This window comes from Peptoniphilus sp. KCTC 25270 (assembly GCF_021012875.1).
In the GTDB taxonomy this organism is placed as follows: domain Bacteria; phylum Bacillota; class Clostridia; order Tissierellales; family Peptoniphilaceae; genus JAJMZJ01.
In genome coordinates this window covers 33730-51551 of record NZ_JAJMZJ010000001.1, presented here as the reverse complement: position 1 = coordinate 51551, position 17822 = coordinate 33730, and the positions used below count along the sequence as shown (strand labels likewise).

Annotated in this window: 19 protein-coding genes and 1 pseudogene; 4 read left to right on the top strand and 16 right to left on the bottom strand. The window is 36.9% G+C overall.

The genetic code is table 11. The features are described from left to right. Positions 1–21: 21 nt before the first annotated feature. The 5 genes from LQU94_RS00225 to LQU94_RS00205 all read right to left on the bottom strand — a co-directional run bounded on the left by LQU94_RS00225 (position 22) and on the right by LQU94_RS00205 (position 3502). Positions 22–315 (bottom strand): hypothetical protein, encoded by a 294-nt coding sequence (locus LQU94_RS00225; protein WP_230633931.1) that lies wholly within the window; start codon positions 313–315, stop codon positions 22–24. Positions 316–558: 243 nt separating this feature from the next. Then, positions 559–1776: an MBL fold metallo-hydrolase gene (locus tag LQU94_RS00220; RefSeq protein WP_230633929.1), complete on the bottom strand. Its 1218-nt coding sequence runs from the start codon at positions 1774–1776 to the stop codon at positions 559–561. Further along, positions 1776–2477: a DUF542 domain-containing protein gene (locus LQU94_RS00215; protein WP_230633927.1), complete on the bottom strand. Its 702-nt coding sequence runs from the start codon at positions 2475–2477 to the stop codon at positions 1776–1778. Before LQU94_RS00215 ends, LQU94_RS00220 begins: the two co-directional genes overlap by 1 nt. A gap of 76 nt (positions 2478–2553) precedes the next feature. Beyond that, a complete protein-coding gene (locus tag LQU94_RS00210; RefSeq protein ID WP_230633925.1) occupies positions 2554–3240 on the bottom strand; it encodes a Crp/Fnr family transcriptional regulator in 687 nt (228 codons plus the stop codon). Between the two features lie 139 nt (positions 3241–3379). Further along, positions 3380–3502: a recombinase family protein gene (locus LQU94_RS00205; RefSeq protein WP_230696343.1), complete on the bottom strand. Its 123-nt coding sequence runs from the start codon at positions 3500–3502 to the stop codon at positions 3380–3382. A gap of 385 nt (positions 3503–3887) precedes the next feature. Here LQU94_RS00205 and LQU94_RS00200 point away from each other — a divergent pair. Continuing rightward, positions 3888–4820, top strand: a pseudogene (locus LQU94_RS00200) (IS30 family transposase). A 106-nt stretch (positions 4821–4926) separates the two neighbouring features. Here the strand turns inward: LQU94_RS00200 and rlmD are convergent. Genes rlmD through LQU94_RS00185 form a run of 3 tightly spaced genes read right to left on the bottom strand, consistent with a single transcriptional unit; the run spans position 4927 to position 7597 of the window. Then, complete coding sequence (gene rlmD, locus LQU94_RS00195) at positions 4927–6219, bottom strand: 23S rRNA (uracil(1939)-C(5))-methyltransferase RlmD (RefSeq protein ID WP_230633923.1); 1293 nt, start codon at positions 6217–6219, stop codon at positions 4927–4929. Further along, positions 6216–7034: a S1-like domain-containing RNA-binding protein gene (locus LQU94_RS00190; RefSeq protein WP_230633921.1), complete on the bottom strand. Its 819-nt coding sequence runs from the start codon at positions 7032–7034 to the stop codon at positions 6216–6218. The genes rlmD and LQU94_RS00190 overlap by 4 nt, the downstream gene beginning before the upstream one ends. Beyond that, entirely contained in the window at positions 7025–7597 is a 573-nt protein-coding gene (locus LQU94_RS00185; protein ID WP_230633920.1) for a hypothetical protein, read from the bottom strand. The genes LQU94_RS00190 and LQU94_RS00185 overlap by 10 nt, the downstream gene beginning before the upstream one ends. 89 nt (positions 7598–7686) lie before the next feature. On the opposite strand from LQU94_RS00185, the gene LQU94_RS00180 reads away from it, so the two are divergent. After that, the gene (locus tag LQU94_RS00180; protein ID WP_230633919.1) at positions 7687–8040 is read left to right on the top strand and encodes a YbaN family protein; all 354 of its coding nucleotides are present in this window, start codon (positions 7687–7689) and stop codon (positions 8038–8040) included. Positions 8041–8064: 24 nt separating this feature from the next. Here LQU94_RS00180 and LQU94_RS00175 read toward each other — a convergent pair whose 3' ends face one another. Further along, a complete protein-coding gene (locus tag LQU94_RS00175) occupies positions 8065–9426 on the bottom strand; it encodes a PLP-dependent aminotransferase family protein (RefSeq protein WP_230633918.1) in 1362 nt (453 codons plus the stop codon). Between the two features lie 97 nt (positions 9427–9523). Here LQU94_RS00175 and pdxS point away from each other — a divergent pair, with 97 nt between their 5' ends. Beyond that, positions 9524–10381 carry a pyridoxal 5'-phosphate synthase lyase subunit PdxS gene (gene pdxS, locus LQU94_RS00170; RefSeq protein WP_230633917.1) on the top strand — a complete coding sequence of 286 codons (858 nt, stop codon included), beginning with the start codon at positions 9524–9526 and terminating at the stop codon, positions 10379–10381. Positions 10382–10555: 174 nt separating this feature from the next. Here the strand turns inward: pdxS and LQU94_RS00165 are convergent, their stop codons facing one another. The 5 genes from LQU94_RS00165 to LQU94_RS00145 all read right to left on the bottom strand — a co-directional run bounded on the left by LQU94_RS00165 (position 10556) and on the right by LQU94_RS00145 (position 14417). Continuing rightward, positions 10556–10828 (bottom strand): hypothetical protein, encoded by a 273-nt coding sequence (locus LQU94_RS00165; protein WP_230633916.1) that lies wholly within the window; start codon positions 10826–10828, stop codon positions 10556–10558. A gap of 85 nt (positions 10829–10913) precedes the next feature. Next, entirely contained in the window at positions 10914–11378 is a 465-nt protein-coding gene (locus LQU94_RS00160) for a YbaK/EbsC family protein (RefSeq protein WP_230633915.1), read from the bottom strand. An 11-nt stretch (positions 11379–11389) separates the two neighbouring features. Further along, positions 11390–11986: a LysE family transporter gene (locus tag LQU94_RS00155; protein WP_230633914.1), complete on the bottom strand. Its 597-nt coding sequence runs from the start codon at positions 11984–11986 to the stop codon at positions 11390–11392. 82 nt (positions 11987–12068) lie between these two features. Then, on the bottom strand, positions 12069–13892 hold the full coding sequence (gene typA / locus LQU94_RS00150; RefSeq protein WP_230633913.1) for a translational GTPase TypA: 1824 nt from the start codon (positions 13890–13892) through the stop codon (positions 12069–12071). A gap of 120 nt (positions 13893–14012) precedes the next feature. After that, positions 14013–14417, bottom strand: coding sequence for an ATP-binding protein (locus tag LQU94_RS00145; RefSeq protein ID WP_230633912.1), 405 nt, complete (start codon positions 14415–14417; stop codon positions 14013–14015). Positions 14418–14587: 170 nt separating this feature from the next. Between LQU94_RS00145 and rd the strand changes: the two genes are divergently transcribed. Then, entirely contained in the window at positions 14588–14749 is a 162-nt protein-coding gene (gene rd / locus LQU94_RS00140; RefSeq protein WP_230633911.1) for a rubredoxin, read from the top strand. A gap of 39 nt (positions 14750–14788) precedes the next feature. On the opposite strand, the gene yihA is transcribed toward rd, so the two are convergent. Both yihA and lon read right to left on the bottom strand, forming a co-directional pair. Continuing rightward, the gene (yihA, locus tag LQU94_RS00135; protein ID WP_230633910.1) at positions 14789–15409 is read right to left on the bottom strand and encodes a ribosome biogenesis GTP-binding protein YihA/YsxC; all 621 of its coding nucleotides are present in this window, start codon (positions 15407–15409) and stop codon (positions 14789–14791) included. Next, positions 15396–17726, bottom strand: a complete 2331-nt coding sequence (lon, locus tag LQU94_RS00130; RefSeq protein ID WP_230633909.1) for an endopeptidase La — start codon at positions 17724–17726, stop codon at positions 15396–15398. Before lon ends, yihA begins: the two co-directional genes overlap by 14 nt. Between the last annotated feature and the right edge of the window lie 96 nt (positions 17727–17822).

Sequence of the window (17822 nt, the reverse complement as noted above, 5' to 3'; positions counted from 1 at the left end):
TACTCTTTTGAAATATCATTATCAATTCCTGACTTGAATATCACTTGTTTCTTGTTCAACGATGAATTTTTTTATTTGTTCCACCCTTCGTTTTGTATCCTCTTTGGATGCTTCAATAACTAGAAGCTTTTGTTTTTCTTCATTGGACTTATCCACTTTATCAGTTACTGATGAATAATTTTTTTGTTTGTCCCCAATCTTTTTATTAATTACATTAATTTCTTCAGTCTTATTCGAAGCAACTCCTTCTTCATTTTTAGTACCCTTGGGAATTGTAATCATTTTACCCACGGAATGAAACATTGTCTTTTCCATATTTCCCGTGAACCCAAGTCCTGCCAAAATATGGACAAATTCCGGGTATTCCTACATAATGTCGAAGACCGTTTTATTCAAATCAAGTTTTTTCGACACATCTGAGGTTACTTTTATTCCAATAACCTTCATTGAAATAATGATTGATATTATCCTCATCCTCAAAGGTAATTTCTATTGGAATAGTATTGAAAATTGTGCTAATACCTTTTGCAAGAGTACTGTTCTTAAAATGTTATTACTTTATCTTGTTTTTTCATCTTCAAAAGTCGATGCATCAAGTAAAGACTTAGAAAACTTTTCAGTTCCCTTTAAAAATTCATCATCTGGCATCCAAGAAACCTTTAGTTCTTCATCTATAAGTTTAAATCCTGCCTTTTCAAGCTCATCTCTCAATATCTTATTTCCTTCACCAGACCAGCCGTATGATCCAAAGACACCGGCCACCTTATCTTTGAATTTAAGTTCTTGAAGAAAATGTAGCCACCCAGATATAGTAGTAATCGCAGATCTACCAACTGTTGGCGAACCAACAGCTATTGCTCTTGACTTAAATACTTCTGTCATAATATCATTTCTATCCATTTCTGCAACTGATAAGACTTTGGTCCTGGTTGATGGGGAAATTTCTCTAATATCATCTGCAATTTTGTGGGCTATTTTTTTAGTTGCTCCCCACATTGAATCATAGATAACTGTTACTTGATCTTCCTTATAGTTATCGGCCCACTCAGCATATTTCTGTACTATCTCTAGAGCATTTTCTCTCCAGATGCTTCCATGGCTTGTTGCTATAATATCTATAGGAAGGTTCATTGCAACAATTTCCTCTATTTTCTTTTTTGCAAAACTTGAGAAAGGTGTCAATATATTCGCATAGTATTTCATAGCTTCATTCCAAAGGATGGTTGGATCTGCCTTGTCATTGAAAAGTTCACTTAGTGCATAGTGTTGGCCAAAGGCATCGTTTGAAAACAAGATATTATCGCTAGTCATATATGTTGCCATTGAGTCTGGCCAATGAAGCATGGTCATTTCTACAAAAACTAATTGCTTGCCATTGCCTATATCCACAGAATCACCAGTCTTAACTACCCTATAGTCCCATTCTGGATGGTGATACTGGCCAATTAGAGATTTCTTTCCATTGGCTGTACAATAAATCGGTGTGTTTGGAATTTCTTCCATGATTTCTACAAGTGATCCAGAATGGTCTGGTTCTCCGTGATTAATTACAATGTAATCAATTTCTTTTAGGTCAATTTCTGTTTTGAGATTTTTAACAAACTCCTCTTTATGAGGTGTCCAGACTGTATCTATCAATACAGTTTTTTCTTCTTGTATTAGGTATGCATTTTGGCTAGAGCCATGGTGAACAGAAAATTCACTCCCATGGAATTCCTGTAGTTCCCAGTCAATTTTTCCAACCCAATAAACATTGTTCTTGATTCGCTTTTTCATTATTTTTCCTCACTTTCTATATACTTCTCAAACATAATAGAGTTTTCTTTGAATATATGGACAAAGACATCCTTTACTAATTTTTCTAACAAGTTAAAGGTGTATTCATAAGTATTACATCCATCTTCTGGCACTTTAAACCAAGATGTTAAATCTATCATTTCCTTTATTATAGATCCAGCTTTTTCGTGGTCTACTTCTAAATCTTCAACTTTTTTTATTATTTCTGGACTTGGGTTTTCATTTTTTAACATCAATGGAAAAGTTACTTCTTCTTCTTTTACAAAGTGCTCCTCTAGTTCCTTTTTTAGATCAGCAAATAAAGAGTGAAGTTTCATTAATTCTTTACCATGATGATTATAGTGGACAGATAGAATTTTATTTAATAGAGGATCTATTTCAAATAATAGGTCTCTCTCCTTATTGTGATGGTCTACAATTAGAGACGCTACCATTTCTTTTAGACTAAGGTCCTTAAATTTTTCTAAGTCCAACCCTTCTTTCTCTCTAAAATTATTGGCGTCCATATTCTTTTCAATTTTTTCAAGAAGATCCTGGGGACTGATATTTTTCTCGCCAGCAACTTCTTCAATTGTCATGTGACCATTGCAACAGAAATCAATTTTCTCTTTATTAAAAAAATCCATTATGGCGTTATCAAGTTTTACAATATCTTCAATCTTAGTGTTAGTATTTATCATTTTTCGTCTCCTCTAATTTTCTTAATTCTATTTTATCCAAGGAAGGACTTCTTTTCCGTGTCTTATGTCACACATTTTAAAAAATACTTAAGTTAATTAGACCAGGAAGGTTTTTTATCTTTATTTTTTTATATGCTTGATTTTCAATATAGCCATCTTCTTCCAACTGGGCTAACTTTCTAGATACAGTTTCTCTAGACATATTTATTGTTTGACCTATTGTTTCTTGATTAAGATTTATAGTGTCGTCTTTTATTATTCTAGCCCTGTAAGCCAAAAAAGCAGCCAGTCTTGTATAGGCATCTCTTATTGATAGAATTTCCAACAATTTTTCAGTCTCATAAACTTTTTTGCTTAATGCTTTTATCATATTTAGAGAAAAGTTATGGTCTTTAACTAAAATACTTCTTAGGGTTGCCTTGTCAATTTGACAAATCCCCGTTTTTTCTATAGCTACTGCATTGGATTCAAAGTACTTGTCTAAAAAAATTGAATCTTCCCCTATAATATCTCCTTCAACATAAATTTTTCTTATATTTTCTCTTCCATCTTCATCATAGATGGAAGTTTTAATTTTTCCATATCTAACAATTATAATCTTATCAATAAAATCTCCAATAAAAAAAATACTTGCACCTTTTTCATAATCCTTTTGATTGGCAGAAAGATAGATGCTTTTTGATTCATCTACTCCTATTTCTTTAAAAAGATTAACTTTTGATAAACATCTACCGTCAGCTTTGCAAGCTTTACACATTTCCATAAAATCCTCCTGTTTTGTTATTTTAATGATAACGACTAATCTTAAGTTCTTGTACATTCACCTATAAACTTATTTATGGCTCCAACTACTGCATCTCTACATAGTATTGATGAGCAATTCCATCATTTTCTATTCTTTTCTAATTCAGAAAATCTACCGTGAATGTTTTTTGTGAAATGGCATCTCCCATATATTTCTCATTAGTTAAAATTTGAGTGAGGTCTGATACATTCCACTTCTTATTTCCTGCTCCGTTTACAATTCCATCTTTCTCTAGACCTTCTTTTATATCTGGAAAACTAGAGCCTTCAAAATACTCTCAGTAAATTCTTTTTATTGTTTTTGCTCTTCTAAAACGATGATGAGTTTTTACTTCTCAATCCTTGTATACCCTAGGTTTACTTGAATCTACCTTTGTTGAAATCTAATTTTAATCCTATTCAGAAATAATTCCAAATCGTACATATTTTGAAATTGGTTTAAATCACCTCCTAATTTTGGACATCAAAAAAGCACCTATATTTTCTAGATGCTTTTACTTAGATAAGTTGTAAAATTAAATGCGACACTAAATAAAAAGTAAAAACTCATACTAACTAAATTCGTGTAAAATGTTAATAACCACAAAAACATACACGGAGGTTAATATGAGTTACAAACATCTTACACTAAATGATAAAAATAAGATAGAGGTATTAAAACTAGAGGGCTATTCTTCTAGAAGAATAACGAAAATTTTAGGCTTTCACCACTCTACTATCTCTAGAGAATTGAAAAGATGTAACAACATTTATTCAGCTAGTGAAGCAAATAAAGATAGAAGTATTAAATCATTACGCAAAGGAAGAAATTGTAAAGCTACAGAAACAATTAAAAATATCATACTTAATAAGTTGAATTGTAAATAGTCACCTGAACAGATTCCCTCTACTATTTTAGAGGGAGTAGTTTCCTTTAAAACCATATACAATTGGGTTTATTCAGGTGCTATCAAATTTGATATAAGTAAACTTAGAAGAAAAGGTAAATCAAGAAAAACAAAAGAAACTAGAGGTAGGTTCAATATTGAAACTTCCATAGGAAAAAGACCAAGTATAGTAAAAAAAAGAATTGAATTTGGTCATTGGGAATTAGATACTGTTGTATCTTCTAGAGGTAAAAGTAAAGGTTGCTTGGCTACTTTTGTTGAAATGAAATCCAGATTTTATGTTGCCTTACCTATGAAAGATAGAACCAAAGAATCTATGCTTGAAGCAATGAAAAAATTAATAAAACATCTTCCAAAATCCGCTTTGAAAAGCTTTGCATCCGATGGAGGTAAAGAATTTGCTTGCTATAAAGAAATTGAAGATATAGGAATAGACTTTTATTTTGCCGATCCATATTCAGCATGGCAAAGGGGTAGTAACGAAAATTCAAATGGACTATTAAGGGAATACTATCCAAAGAAAACAGATTTAGCGAAAATCGAGATAGAAGATTTAATAAAAAATATGATAGAGCTTAATAATAGACCTAGAAATTGTCTAAATTATAAAACTCCATTTGATGTATTTATGCACGAACTTAGTTTACTCTAAGTGTCGCATTATTATTTGCAATTCATCATAAATAAAATAATGGCTTTTAAGATTTCTTCTAAAATCCTAAAAACCATTGATTTCAACAGCTTTATAGCTTGTTATTCTATTTTCTTGACATCAATACTACCGTCTCCACATGACCGCTTCGCGGAAACATATCTACGAGCCAAATTTTTTCTATTTCGTATTCTTCTCCTAAATATTTTAGATCGCGCGCTAAAGTGGTGGGGTTGCAGCTGACGTATAGAATGCGTTCGGGGGCGGATTCCGTTATGGCTTCTAGGGCTTCTTCTTCTACGCCACCTCGTGGCGGATCAAAGACAGCAATCTCTGGCTGAATATTTTCTTCCTCCAACAGTCGTGGCAAGATTTTTTCTACTCGCCCAGCAATGTAGCGAATTTCTTCTCCATTTTTTTTGGCGGTTCTTCGGGCGTCTTCAATGGCTTGGGGATTGATTTCAATGCCAATGGTTTCTTTGGATTTTTGGGAAATAGGAAGGGTTAAGGTTCCAATTCCGCAGAATAAATCCATGGCATAGTTCCATTTTTCTTCTCCCATTCCTTCTACTACTTTTTTGGCCAATTCTTCGGCTTGATGTAAGTTGACTTGGAAAAAACTCCCAGGAGAAATTTCGTATTCAAAGCCCTGGAATTGTTCTTTTAATACTTCTTTTCCATAGAGATGGATAAATTCTTTTCCGTAGTGAAATTTTGGATTCCGGTTTTCGCTGTAATAGAGAGAGTCGATTCCAAATTCTATGGCATCGGCAACGAGTTTGTGTTTTGTGCTTTCTTTTAGGGTTTTTTCTCCTACGAAAATGGCCATAATTTCTCCAACTTCGTTGGTTCTAAGTCCTAAAAGTTTCATCTCTCGGTTGTATTTTTTTCCTTGAAGCTTTTCCAAAATTTCGTTGGCTCTTTCCCTTTGCATCAAACAATTTCCAATGGGAATAATTTCTGCTGAATCTTTTGTGTAAAGCCCCCATCCATCGCCTGTTTTATGAAATTGCATATGGTTTCGATAGTGGGTTGGATTTTCCATTCCTAAGGTGTTTTCTACATCCCCTTCTATGTTTCCAATTCGCTGAATGGCATTTTTTACAAAATTTTTCTTCCACTCCAATTCTTTTTCGTAGCTCCACCCTAAAAAGGCACAACCGCCGCATCTATGACCGTAAGGGCAAGGATTTTTTTCTCGGTCTTTGGACTTTTCGAGTATTTTCAAAACCTTTCCTTCAAAGAATCGTTTTTTCTTTTTGGTAATCTGAGCTTCTACCCTATCGCCAATAAAGCCGCTATCTAAAAAGACAACGGCTCCCTCTACTTTTCCTAATCCTCTTCCTCTATGGTCATAATCGATAATTTCTAATTCGACTAAATCCATAATTTCCATCATTTTCTTCTTGTCTCCATCGGCCCTGGAACAGCTTTTCCTTCTTTGTATAATTTTCCTACGGCACGTTTGAAGGCCGATTTAGAAAGCCCGGTTATATCTAAAATTTCGTCTGGATCGGATTTGTCTCCCACAGGCAAAACGCCTTTGTATTCGTCGATTAAATCCAATACGATTTCAGAATCTTGTCCCATTTGGATATGGGCGAATTCTCTCATACTCAGCGTCAATTTTCCATCGGCCAATTTGGATGCGACACGCACCTCTACCTCGTCTCCTACATTGTGAATTCCCATTAGATTTTTCGTAGGAATGAGGCCGTCGTATTGATCGTCAATGGCAATCAAAGCGCCCAATCTTGGATTGATATGATAGATACTTCCCTTTACCATATCTCCTTTTTCGTAAGGGCTGTCAGATTTTAGATGATCTTTAATGTTCATCGTTACTGCCAAACGGTCGGATTTATCAATGTACAATAGGAATAGATATTTTCCTCCTTCTCGTACTCGTTCGCTGGCTTCGCTAAAAGGCAACAATACGTCCTTTGGCGCGCCGATATCTACAAAATATCCAATTTTCGTCTTGCTGACCACTGCCAGTTTTGCCACTTTTCCTACTTCAATTTTGGGCGTTCTTGTGGTTCCGGCCAGTTTCCCAGAATTTTCTCTGTAGACAAAGACTTCTACTTCCTCGCCCACTTTATGGGATTCCCCTTTGATGATTTCTAAATCGATGGTCTCTTTTCCATCGGTTCCCTGTAATTTTTTCTCCGTTGCCGTTACGATTTTTAGGGTCTGTACTTTTCCTAATTCCATTGTATCCTCTTTTCCATTAGATCTTTTGCTAGTTTTTCGTATATTTTCTTTCCATATCCTTGGGTTTCTTGCCCGATTTCATAAAAGTCGGAAGTTCCCAAGGGAAATTGTAAGAGAGCGTCCATGGCGTAGTAGGCGAAAGCTGGGTGTTTTCCCAACTTTATAACCATTTCCTTTACCATGGCGTTTTGTTCCAAATCTGTAAAACGAGTTAAATAGATTCCAAATTTTACCGCTTCGGGAAGTTCGGAATCTCGCATTAATAATATGGCCAATCCCAACATTGGCTGATCCATTCGATCAAAACTATAGAGCCAATTTTCAAAGGAAGGGATGGCAGATAGGGCCGTATTCTTTTGGAAAAATTGTTCCAAATGTTCCATTGCCCATGCTTCTCGCCCAAAATATTCCAATATGGCGATATCCAATTTTGTCGTATCGCTTTTTTCTACGATTTTTTCTCCTGTTATATGTTCGTATTCCATTTTTCCATCTTCTGTTTCAAAGACATTTTTCAATACTTTTTGATATACGGTTTTGGGTTTCTTTTTCCTTCCAAACATTGACTCAACTCCTTCTCTCTATTTTCCCACATATAGAAGAAATAGGCAATTCAATTTCCATCTGTTATACTATTTCTAGGAGGATTTTTATGAAAAAATATATTTTGTTTGGAGCCGGGTGCCTATCCTTAGTTTTAGGAACCATCGGTCTCTTCTTCCCCCTACTTCCTACAACGCCTTTTTTGCTTTTCAGCGCTTTTTGTTTTCTTCGCAGTTCCGACAAAGCCTATCACTGGCTTATGAATCATAAATATTTCGGGGAATATCTTAGAAATTATGAAAAGAAACAGATTACGGCATCCCATCGCAGAAAAACTTTGACGCTTTTGTATGTAGGAATTGGGGTAAGTCTATTTTTTATTGAAAATATAAAAATTCAACTCCTTCTTATTGGTATTGCCATTGGCGTTACTTGGCATCTGATGTCATTAAAAGGAGTCTAGTGTACGAAATTTCGTACACTTTTTTTATGGGAACAATTCTTCCAAATCTTTCACCGCTTCTTCCATTTTTTCTAAGGGAATGCCTCCAAAACCAATAATAAAATCTTGAAGCCTCTTGCCATCTTTTTCATATCGGTGTAGGGATTCTATTTTTATTCCCTTTTTCTTCCCTTGTTCCTCTATTTCCAAGGGATTCCCGAAAAAAGAATGAACACGCAAAAGAAAATGAAGACCCATTTCCTGTCCCAATATTTCAAAATCTACCTTTTCTCGCAGAAGTTTACGGATTTTTTCGTTTTTCTTTCGATACAAATTGTTCATTCGATTCACATGGCGATCAAAATCTCCACTAGAGAGAAATTCTTCCAAAAAATATTCCAACAAAGGAGAAGCTCCTAAAATGGGAATATACATATTTTCAAACCTTTTTCGCAAAATCTCTGGCAATACAATATAGGAAATCCCAACAAAGGGCCCAATGGATTGGGAAAAAGTTCCAGAAAAAATAACCCGATCGTCGATGTCCATTCCCTTTAGAGGAGGAATCGGCTTGGAGGAATAAGAAAAATCTCCGTCGTAGTCGTCCTCAATAATATAGCGATCTTCCTTTTTTCGGGCCCATTCCAAAAGACGTTGTCGCCTTCGGATTCCCATAACCATTCCCGTAGGAAATTGGTGATTGGGCGTAACTACGGCTACATTGCTGTTGGTTTGTTCCAAATCGGCTACAGAAAATCCATATTTATCTAAGGGAATGGAATGAATTTCCTCTGTAAAACTTTGTATGATCTTCAGCGTTTTTGTATATCCTGGATTCTCTGTGGAAAAAATAGGATGTTTCAATACACTTAACAACAAAAACAAACTTTCCCCGTATCCGCTAGTAATAAGAATATTTCTAGGGTTTACCTCCAAACCTCTTCGCCGCGCCAAATAATGGGCCAGTTCCTTTCGCAAACTCCAAGTGCCGCCCTTTTCCTTCCCTTTGGAAAACACGGCTTTTTCCATACTCTTCCCCATGGATTTTTCCATTACCCATAGGGGCAACCGATCTTTATCAATGGCGTGGTAAGAAAAATCCCATTTGTAGGATATTTTTTCTGGAATTTCTATCTCCCGTTCTTTTTTCTGGCCCTTTAGCCGATCCGCCATTAATAGATCCACATAGAATCCACTTCGTTCTTTGGAAACAATGTAGCCCTCCAAAAGAAGCTGTTCATAGGCAAGTTTTACTGTGTTGAGTCCCACGCCCAAATGTTGGGCCAAGCTTCGCTGAGAAGGCAATTTTTCTTGAGATTGAATTCTTCCCTCCTGAATTTCTTGCACAATATGAGAATAGATTTGTTCGTACAAAGGTGCTTTTTTATGAAAATAAATCGTAAACATATTTCCTCCTGTATCCATAAATTTTTCCCATTTTGGTTCTTTTTATGGATTCACTCTTTTATTATACTAGAGGCAAAGAAAAGGAGGAAGATTTTTCATGAAATTAACAAAAGAAGAGGTACACAAACAATTGGTTGGGGGCGTAATTATGGACGTAACCAATCCAGAACAAGCAAAAATTGCCGAAGCGGCTGGCGCTGTAGCCGTTATGGCCTTAGAACGCATTCCTGCTGATATCCGCGTCGCTGGGGGTGTAAGCCGAATGAGCGATCCTCATATGATTGAAGAAATTATGCATGCTGTAAATATTCCTGTTATGGCAAAAGCACGTATTGGTCATTTTGTTGAGGCCCAAATTTTAGAATCCATCGGCATTGATTACATTGATGAATCCGAAGTTTTATCCCCTGCCGATTCCGTACACCATATTGACAAAACCAAATTTTCTACTCCCTTTGTCTGCGGTTGTAGAGATTTAGGAGAAGCTTTGCGCCGTGTTGCCGAAGGAGCGTCTATGGTTCGAACCAAAGGAGAGGCCGGCACAGGCGATGTGGTTCAAGCGGTAACCCATATGCGCACTTTACAAAAACAAATTCGCGAAGTCCAAACTCTTCGAGAAGATGAACTTTTTGTCTATGCGAAAAATCTACAAGTGCCTTATGATTTGTTGGTATATGTTCATGGAGAGGGAAAACTTCCCGTATTGAATTTTTCAGCAGGCGGCGTAGCAACTCCTGCAGATGCGGCCTTAATGCGCCAATTGGGAGCAGAAGGTGTCTTTGTTGGAAGTGGAATTTTCAAAAGTGGCGATCCAGAAAAAAGAGCCAAGGCCATTGTAAAAGCCGTAGAGAATTATGATAATCCTAAAGTTTTGGCGGAAGTTTCTAAAAACTTAGGAGAAGCCATGATTGGAATTAACGAAGACGAAATTGAAGTGATTATGGCAAATAGATAATCAAATTTTCTTTTCTACCCTATATAGAATAATTTGACAATTTCATTGATACACCCAGACCAATTCTTTGATTCTGGGATAAGAAACCCTCTATTCCATGGAAGGTTTCCATCCTAAAATTTTTTACACAAAAATCCCCTGCATCTCTGCAGGGGATTTTCTTTTCAAGGGGTGTTATAAAAAATTTGCTATGTAGCTCAATCCATCGCCCATAGCATTTTTCAGAGTGGGGAGAATGGCTACGATTGTATCTCTAGCTCCTTCTAAAAAGTTCCGAATATCTTGGCTGTCAATTTGAGAAACCATATTGGTAATATTGGTTCCCAGTCCAAATTGAACCACGACAAACACAAGAATTCCTAAAAATAAGATTCTGCGAATTCTTCTTCTGCGTTTTTTTCGTTTTCGTTTCTTTTCAAAAAGATCCCAATCCAATGTTTTTTCCATTTTCCCTCCTCCTTATAGACTTAGTATAACAAAAGAAATCAAAGAAAAAGCAAACACAAGTCTAAACTTACTTCAAATCCCTTATTTATTTTGAAACATCCACCCAACCTTCAGCATCTGTTGCATTTGCCAATTCTTCCACTTTGAATTTGGATACAACAAATTCTGAACCAGCGGCGGGATATACTATTTCATATTCTTTCAAACTTTCATCCAAATAAACATGAACCCCTTCTTTTAATCCAAAAGGACAAACGCCTCCCACTCGGTGTCCAATACACTCTTCCACTTCGTCAAAGCTTAACATCTTCGCCTTGGTTTCAAAAGCGGCCTTGAATTTTTTATTGTCTATTTTTTTATCCCCTGCCATAAGAACCAATACCGGCTCTTTTTCTTTGTTCCAGAAAGTCAAACTCTTGGCAATTTCTCCTTCGGTTACACCTAGTTCTTGGGCAGCCAAAGCTACCGTTGCGGTAGAATTTTCCACTTCAATCATGTGATCACTTAAATTTTTCTCTTCCAAATATTTTCGTGCATTTTCTACTGACATACAATACTCCTTTAACTCCCAAAAGCTGTCATTAATACAGCCAAAGCACAATAAAGCAATCCCAACACCATAACAATATTAACCTGTTTTTCGTACTTACTCATAAATACTTTCAAACTGGACCCCAAAACCGCCCAAATGCTTACAGCAGTTGTACCTGCTAAGATGAGAAATACAAAAAAAGCGGCAAGGACAGTAAAATCACTATAAAAAGGCAAAATATACGTAGACCAAATGGTAATCGCATACAAAATTACTTTCACATTTACAAATTGAAGCAAGAATCCTTTTCCAATTAAATTTTTACTAGAGGGAATTTCTCGTTCCTTAGAAGGCTGATTTCTCCATGTATGATAGGCCAAATACAAAAGATAACCCGCCCCAATAATCGGAAGGATTTTTTTTGCCACCGGCATCTTCTCATACAATATCGAAGAAAAAGTGGCGGCACTTAACATAATTATAATCAATCCCAAAAAGGTACCAAAAACAAAAGCCATCCCTTTTCTTAACCCATACAAGTTGGCCGTAGACATAGAAACAATATTATTGGGCCCGGGGGTAATGGTCGTTAAAAATACATAGGAAAAAAAGGCTACAAAATTCATCTTCTCACATCCTTTGTTCCATTATACACTACTCTTTCCCCGAAAAAAAAGACGTTTCTTCTTAGGAAACGCCCTTTTCTTCTTAGTTTTTGTTTTTGTTTGCCTTATATCTTTGGTTTGCATTCAAAATTGATTTTCTCAAACGGAAAGATTTTGGCGTTACCTCGATCAACTCGTCGTCTTCAATAAATTCCAAGGCTTCTTCCAAACTCATTTTGCGAATGGGGCTTAGGCGAAGGGAATCGTCGCTTCCAGAAGCACGAATATTGGTTTGTTTTTTGGTTTTTGTTACACTCACTTCCAAATCCAATCCCTTTGGACTAGATCCAACCACTTGCCCTTCGTAAACTTCTTCTCCTGCTTCTACAAACAAAGTTCCCCGTTCTTGGGCATTGTTTAATCCATAAGTGGAAGCCGTTCCCGTATCAAAGGAAATAATGGAACCGGATTTACGTTTTGGAATTTCTCCCTTATAAGGTTCATATCCTTCAAACTCGGAGTTCATAATTCCATTTCCCTTTGTATCGCTTAAAAATTCTTGGCGATATCCAATTAAGCCACGGGCTGGAATTCTAAATACCAAACGAGAATATCCTCCCGTTGGCTCTTGCATACTTAAAAGCTCCCCTTTACGACGGCCTAATTTTTCAATAATGGATCCAATAAATTCTTGCCCTACATCGATGGTAACAAGTTCCATTGGCTCCATTTTTTTGCCATCCACTTCTTTGATCAATACTTCTGGTTTGGAAACTTGGAATTCAAAGCCTTCTCTACGAAGATTTTCAATCAATACGGAAAGATGCAACTCTCCCCGGCCACTTACTTTGAAACTATCGGTAAATTGAGTGTCTTCCACACGTAAACTTACGTCCGTTTCCAACTCACGATACAATCGGTTACGGATTTGTCTAGATGTAACAAATTCTCCTTCTCGTCCGGCAAAGGGGGAATTGTTTACAGAAAAAGTCATTCCCAATGTTGGTTCTGAAATTTTTACAAAATCCAAAGCCTGTGGATTTTCTATATCGGTAATGGTATCCCCAATGTTGATTTCTTCCATTCCCGTTACAGCAATAATATGTCCCGCTTTTGCCTCTTGGGTTTCCACTCGTTCCAATCCTTGGAATTCATAAATTTGGTTTACTTTTACCTTAATGGATTTGTCGGGGTCCAAAGCATTTACCATAAGAGCTTCTTGCCCTTTTTTCAAAATTCCTTGTTCCACTTTTCCAATTCCAATTCTTCCTACGTATTCGCTATAGTCAATGGTTGAAATCAACAATTGGAAAGGAGCGTCTAGATTCATTTCTGGAGCCGGAATGTTTTCTAAAATCGTGTTGAAGAGAGGTTCCATTGTAGTGGATTCTACCTCTAAATCATCGGTGGCAAATCCTTGTTTTGCTGATGCATAGACAAAAGGAGCGTCTAAAACAGATTCATCGGCGCCCAATTCAATAAACAAATCCAAAACTTCACTTACCACTTCTTCTGGGCGAGCTTCTGGACGGTCTACTTTATTGATACACACAATAACTTTTAATCCCAATTCAAAAGATTTTTTCAATACAAATTTTGTCTGTGGCATTGGTCCTTCAAAGGCGTCGACCAACAAAACCACACCACTTACCATTTTTAACACACGCTCTACTTCGCCCCCAAAATCCGCATGGCCTGGGGTGTCAATAATATTAATTTTTGTATCTTTATATTCTACGGCTGTATTTTTCGATAAAATGGTAATTCCGCGTTCTTGTTCAATATCGTTAGAGTCCATTACCCTTTCTCGAACCACTTGATTTTCACGAAAAACGCCCGATTGACGCAACAATGCGTCTACTAACGTTGTTTTTCCATGGTCTACGTGGGCGATAATGGCTATATTTCTTACATCCTGTTTTTTCATAATACCTCTTTTCAAATTTTCCTCAAAAAAAAGGATTGGTGACCCAATCCTCATCCTGATTTATTATACACAATTTTCCCTCATATGAAAACCCATAGTTTCAATGTTTTTCCTATTTTCCTACCGTTTGTTTAATAAATACTTTGTGCAGCAAATTTGATTTCCGTTATAGGTTATAACGTCCGTTAAAGCCTCTACAATTACAAGCCCTCTTCCACTACACTTCATTTCCTTACAATCGAATTGGTCGGTAGAATAATTCATTCCGATTCCTTCATCTCTCACAGAAATCATCATCTTTTCCCGATCCATATCCACTTTCAAGAAAACTTTTTTCGAAGAATTCCACTCATTCCCATGTTGCGCACCATTTACGACAAGCTCATCAATAATCAATCGTATGTCAAAAATCAAATCTTCATCTATAACATGCTTACGAATCTTCTCCATCGCATTCGACAGAAATTGGCCCACATAATCTATATCGCTTGGGACGTGATCTTCGATTAGAACTCTACGATCCATATCCTCACCCCATTTATTTTTCTATACCTTTTCTACCCTGAGAGTCGTTTTTATAATCACTCCTTTTTTCATTACCTACTATTTCATTCAGCGAAAACCTTTACTTTTTCGCTAGAATAGTTTATATTAACTATTGTAGTAAATATAAATTTTGAAAGGAGAATTATACTATGGACAAATTCGAATGCACAGTATGTGGTTACATCTATGACCCAGCTGAAGGAGATGCTGACGCTGGTATTGAAGCTGGTACTTCTTTCGACGCACTTCCAGAAGATTGGGTATGCCCACTTTGCGGAGCTGGAAAAGAAGACTTCGAAAAAGTAGCATAATTATGCAATAAAAAAAAAAGAGGCCTAGGCCTCTTTTTTTTATTGCTCTTCTATCTCCTCTTCCTGATTTTTATGAAAATCGACCATATCCATAAGAATGCTCCAAAGAGTAGGAATATTTTCCTTGGTTACGGCACTATAAGGAATGATTAAATCGGTATTTTCCATTTCTAAAGTCCGTCGAATTTGCTGCAACGCCTGAGGACGCTCTCTACGGCTTAATTTATCCGCCTTTGTGGCTACTACAAGGCCCGCAAATCCACTTTCTACAATCCAACGATACATTTCCTGATCTTGAGCCGATGGAGCGTGACGCATATCTACCAATAAAATCAATTCTTTCAAATTTTCTCGATTTCCAAGATAGGTATTAATGGTTCGCGCCCATTCGTCTTTGTCTTTTTTCGAGGCTACAGCATATCCATAACCTGGCAAATCCACCAAACGCAATTCATCGTTTACGCGATAAAAATTAATGGTTCGAGTTTTTCCAGGTTTTCCACTGGTTCGGGCAATATTTTTCCGATTCAACATGGAATTAATAAAGCTACTCTTCCCCACATTGGAACGGCCTGCAAAAGCAAACTCTGGCAGTCCATCCTGAGGATATTGATGAGGTTTTACGGCTACAGCTTCTAGTTCAAGACTACGGATTTTCACGGCGAATCGCCTCCCTTAATACTTCTTCCATGGATTCTACCGTTACAATTTCTAACTTTGACAAACTTGGAGAATCCAATTCCTTTATGTCGCTTTCGTTTTCTTTCGGTATAATTACTTTCTTAATACCCATTCGATGGGCGGCCAATAGTTTTTCTTTCAATCCGCCAATTCCCAACACGCGACCACGAAGAGTGATTTCTCCTGTCATGGCAATATCTCGTCGTACCTTTCTCCCTGAAATGGCAGAATACAATGCCGTTGCCATAGTAATACCAGCAGATGGCCCATCTTTTGGCGTAGCTCCTTCAGGAATGTGAATATGAATATCGTGTTTGTCTTTGTATTCTGAATCGATGCCCAACTCTTCTTCTTTGCTCCAAATATAAGTCAAAGCCGCTTGGGCCGATTCCTTCATAACTTCCCCTAATTTTCCCGTTAGTTTTAGGCGACCTTTTCCAGGAGTAATATTGACTTCAATTCCTAAAGTTACGCCACCAACGGCCGTCCATGCCAATCCATTTACAAATCCTACCGTATCTTTTTCTTCCATTAGATCAAAAAGATATTTTTTCTTTCCTAGATATTTGCTTAAGTTTCGATTGGAAATGCTAACCGATGAAATATTTTTTTCCAACAATTCCAAGGAAATTTTTCGAATAATTTTGGCAATTTCTTTATCTAGATTTCGAACGCCCGCTTCTCTTGTGTAATAATCAATAATGGTTCGAATGGCGTTATCCGAAATTTGAAATTCTTCTTCTGAAATATTGGCTTCTTGTGCATTTCTTGGAACCAAATATCTTTTGGCAATGTGGAATTTTTCCTCTGGTGTATAGCCACCAATTTCAATCACTTCCATACGATCCAATAAAGGAGATGGAATGGTTCTTGTTGTATTGGCTGTCGTTAGGAAAAATACATTGGACAAATCAAAAGGCACTTCCATAAAACGGTCCGTAAAGGTATTGTTTTGGGCGGGATCCAATACTTCCAATAATCCACTGGCTGGATCTCCTTTGTAATCATTTCCTACTTTGTCAATTTCGTCCAATAGGAAAAGAGGATTGTTCTCTCCCGCTTGTTTCATAAGGGTAATGACACGTCCCGGCATAGAACCAATATACGTTCTGCGATGGCCACGAATTTCGGATTCGTCGGTAATTCCTCCCAAACTCATACGCACATATTCTTTATCCAAAGCTCGAGCAATGGAACGAGCGATACTGGTTTTTCCTACGCCAGGAGGGCCTACCAAGCACAAATTGGGCCCTTTGGATTTTTCCGAGCGTTTTCTTACGGCAATAAATTCCAAAATCCGCTCTTTCACTTCTTTCAAGCCATAGTGGTCTTCATCTAAGATTCTTCTGGCCTTTTCAATTTGAATGTTTTCTTCTTCTCCCTCTAGCCAAGGCAAATCCAAAACCCAATCCAAATAATTGGTAATTCCCGCATATTCTGGAGAAGACATATTCATTCGGCTTAATTTTCTTAGCTCTTTTTCTGCCTTTTCACGGACTTCTTCCGGAAGATCTTTTTCTTCTAATTTTGTTCTATATTCTTGAACTTGATCCTCTTCGTCGTCCCCTTCACCCAATTCATCTCGAATGACGCGAATCTGCTCTTTCAAATAATATTCCTTTTGAGCTTGGGTCATTTGATCTTTTACTTTTTGATCAATTTGATTTTCAATGGCTAAGATTTCCAATTCCTTGGACAAAACTTCGTGAATCACAATCAATCGCTCTGGAATGGTAATCGCCTCTAGAATTTTTTGGCTATTTTCCAACTGAAGATCAATATATCCTCCAATGGTATCCGCATAGGTACTTGGATTGGATTTATCGATTACAGAATCCAATAGACCTGGGAATAATTTGTTATTTCTCTGAACGTATTCACTAACATCTTCTTCTACCATGCGCATTAAAGCTTCAATTTCTACGCTATTTTCTTCTTCCTCTTCTTCAATCCATTCCACTTCTCCTTGAAGAAAAGATCCAGAGTTATCAAAGGACAAGAGTCTTCCCCTTTGTTCCCCTTCCACCAAAACGCGTACGATTCCTCCAGGTAAGCGAAGAATTTGTTTCACGGTAGCAATGGTTCCAATGGTAAACAAATCCTCCTCTTCTGGTTCTTCTTTATTGGCATCTTTTTGAGATAGTAAGAAGACCTTTCCTTCTTGCATTTCAGCCTCTTCAATGGCTTTAATGGACTTGCTTCGTCCTGCATCAAAATGGGTTACCATATGGGGAAAAATCACCAAATCTCGTAGGGCGATAATTGGAAAAGATTCCACTTTTTTATCTATTCCCATAGATCCTCCTTTTACAAAAGAGAGCCCACCAAAGTGAGCTCTTTGTTAATCTATATCGAAAGGTATAGCTGAATCTCTATTCGATTGTTTCTCCTA

Coding starts and splice junctions, on each gene's coding strand:
- lon (WP_230633909.1), bottom strand. CDS start 17,726: ATGGGAATAGATAAAAAAGTGGAATCTTTTCCAATTATCGCCCTACGA.
- LQU94_RS00215 (WP_230633927.1), bottom strand. CDS start 2,477: ATGATAAATACTAACACTAAGATTGAAGATATTGTAAAACTTGATAAC.
- LQU94_RS00220 (WP_230633929.1), bottom strand. CDS start 1,776: ATGAAAAAGCGAATCAAGAACAATGTTTATTGGGTTGGAAAAATTGAC.
- rd (WP_230633911.1), top strand. CDS start 14,588: ATGGACAAATTCGAATGCACAGTATGTGGTTACATCTATGACCCAGCT.
- LQU94_RS00185 (WP_230633920.1), bottom strand. CDS start 7,597: ATGTTTGGAAGGAAAAAGAAACCCAAAACCGTATATCAAAAAGTATTG.
- LQU94_RS00165 (WP_230633916.1), bottom strand. CDS start 10,828: ATGGAAAAAACATTGGATTGGGATCTTTTTGAAAAGAAACGAAAACGA.
- LQU94_RS00145 (WP_230633912.1), bottom strand. CDS start 14,417: ATGGATCGTAGAGTTCTAATCGAAGATCACGTCCCAAGCGATATAGAT.
- LQU94_RS00190 (WP_230633921.1), bottom strand. CDS start 7,034: ATGGAATTAGGAAAAGTACAGACCCTAAAAATCGTAACGGCAACGGAG.
- LQU94_RS00160 (WP_230633915.1), bottom strand. CDS start 11,378: ATGTCAGTAGAAAATGCACGAAAATATTTGGAAGAGAAAAATTTAAGT.
- pdxS (WP_230633917.1), top strand. CDS start 9,524: ATGAAATTAACAAAAGAAGAGGTACACAAACAATTGGTTGGGGGCGTA.
- LQU94_RS00155 (WP_230633914.1), bottom strand. CDS start 11,986: ATGAATTTTGTAGCCTTTTTTTCCTATGTATTTTTAACGACCATTACC.
- LQU94_RS00210 (WP_230633925.1), bottom strand. CDS start 3,240: ATGGAAATGTGTAAAGCTTGCAAAGCTGACGGTAGATGTTTATCAAAA.
- LQU94_RS00175 (WP_230633918.1), bottom strand. CDS start 9,426: ATGTTTACGATTTATTTTCATAAAAAAGCACCTTTGTACGAACAAATC.
- LQU94_RS00180 (WP_230633919.1), top strand. CDS start 7,687: ATGAAAAAATATATTTTGTTTGGAGCCGGGTGCCTATCCTTAGTTTTA.
- rlmD (WP_230633923.1), bottom strand. CDS start 6,219: ATGATGGAAATTATGGATTTAGTCGAATTAGAAATTATCGATTATGAC.
- LQU94_RS00225 (WP_230633931.1), bottom strand. CDS start 315: ATGGAAAAGACAATGTTTCATTCCGTGGGTAAAATGATTACAATTCCC.
- typA (WP_230633913.1), bottom strand. CDS start 13,892: ATGAAAAAACAGGATGTAAGAAATATAGCCATTATCGCCCACGTAGAC.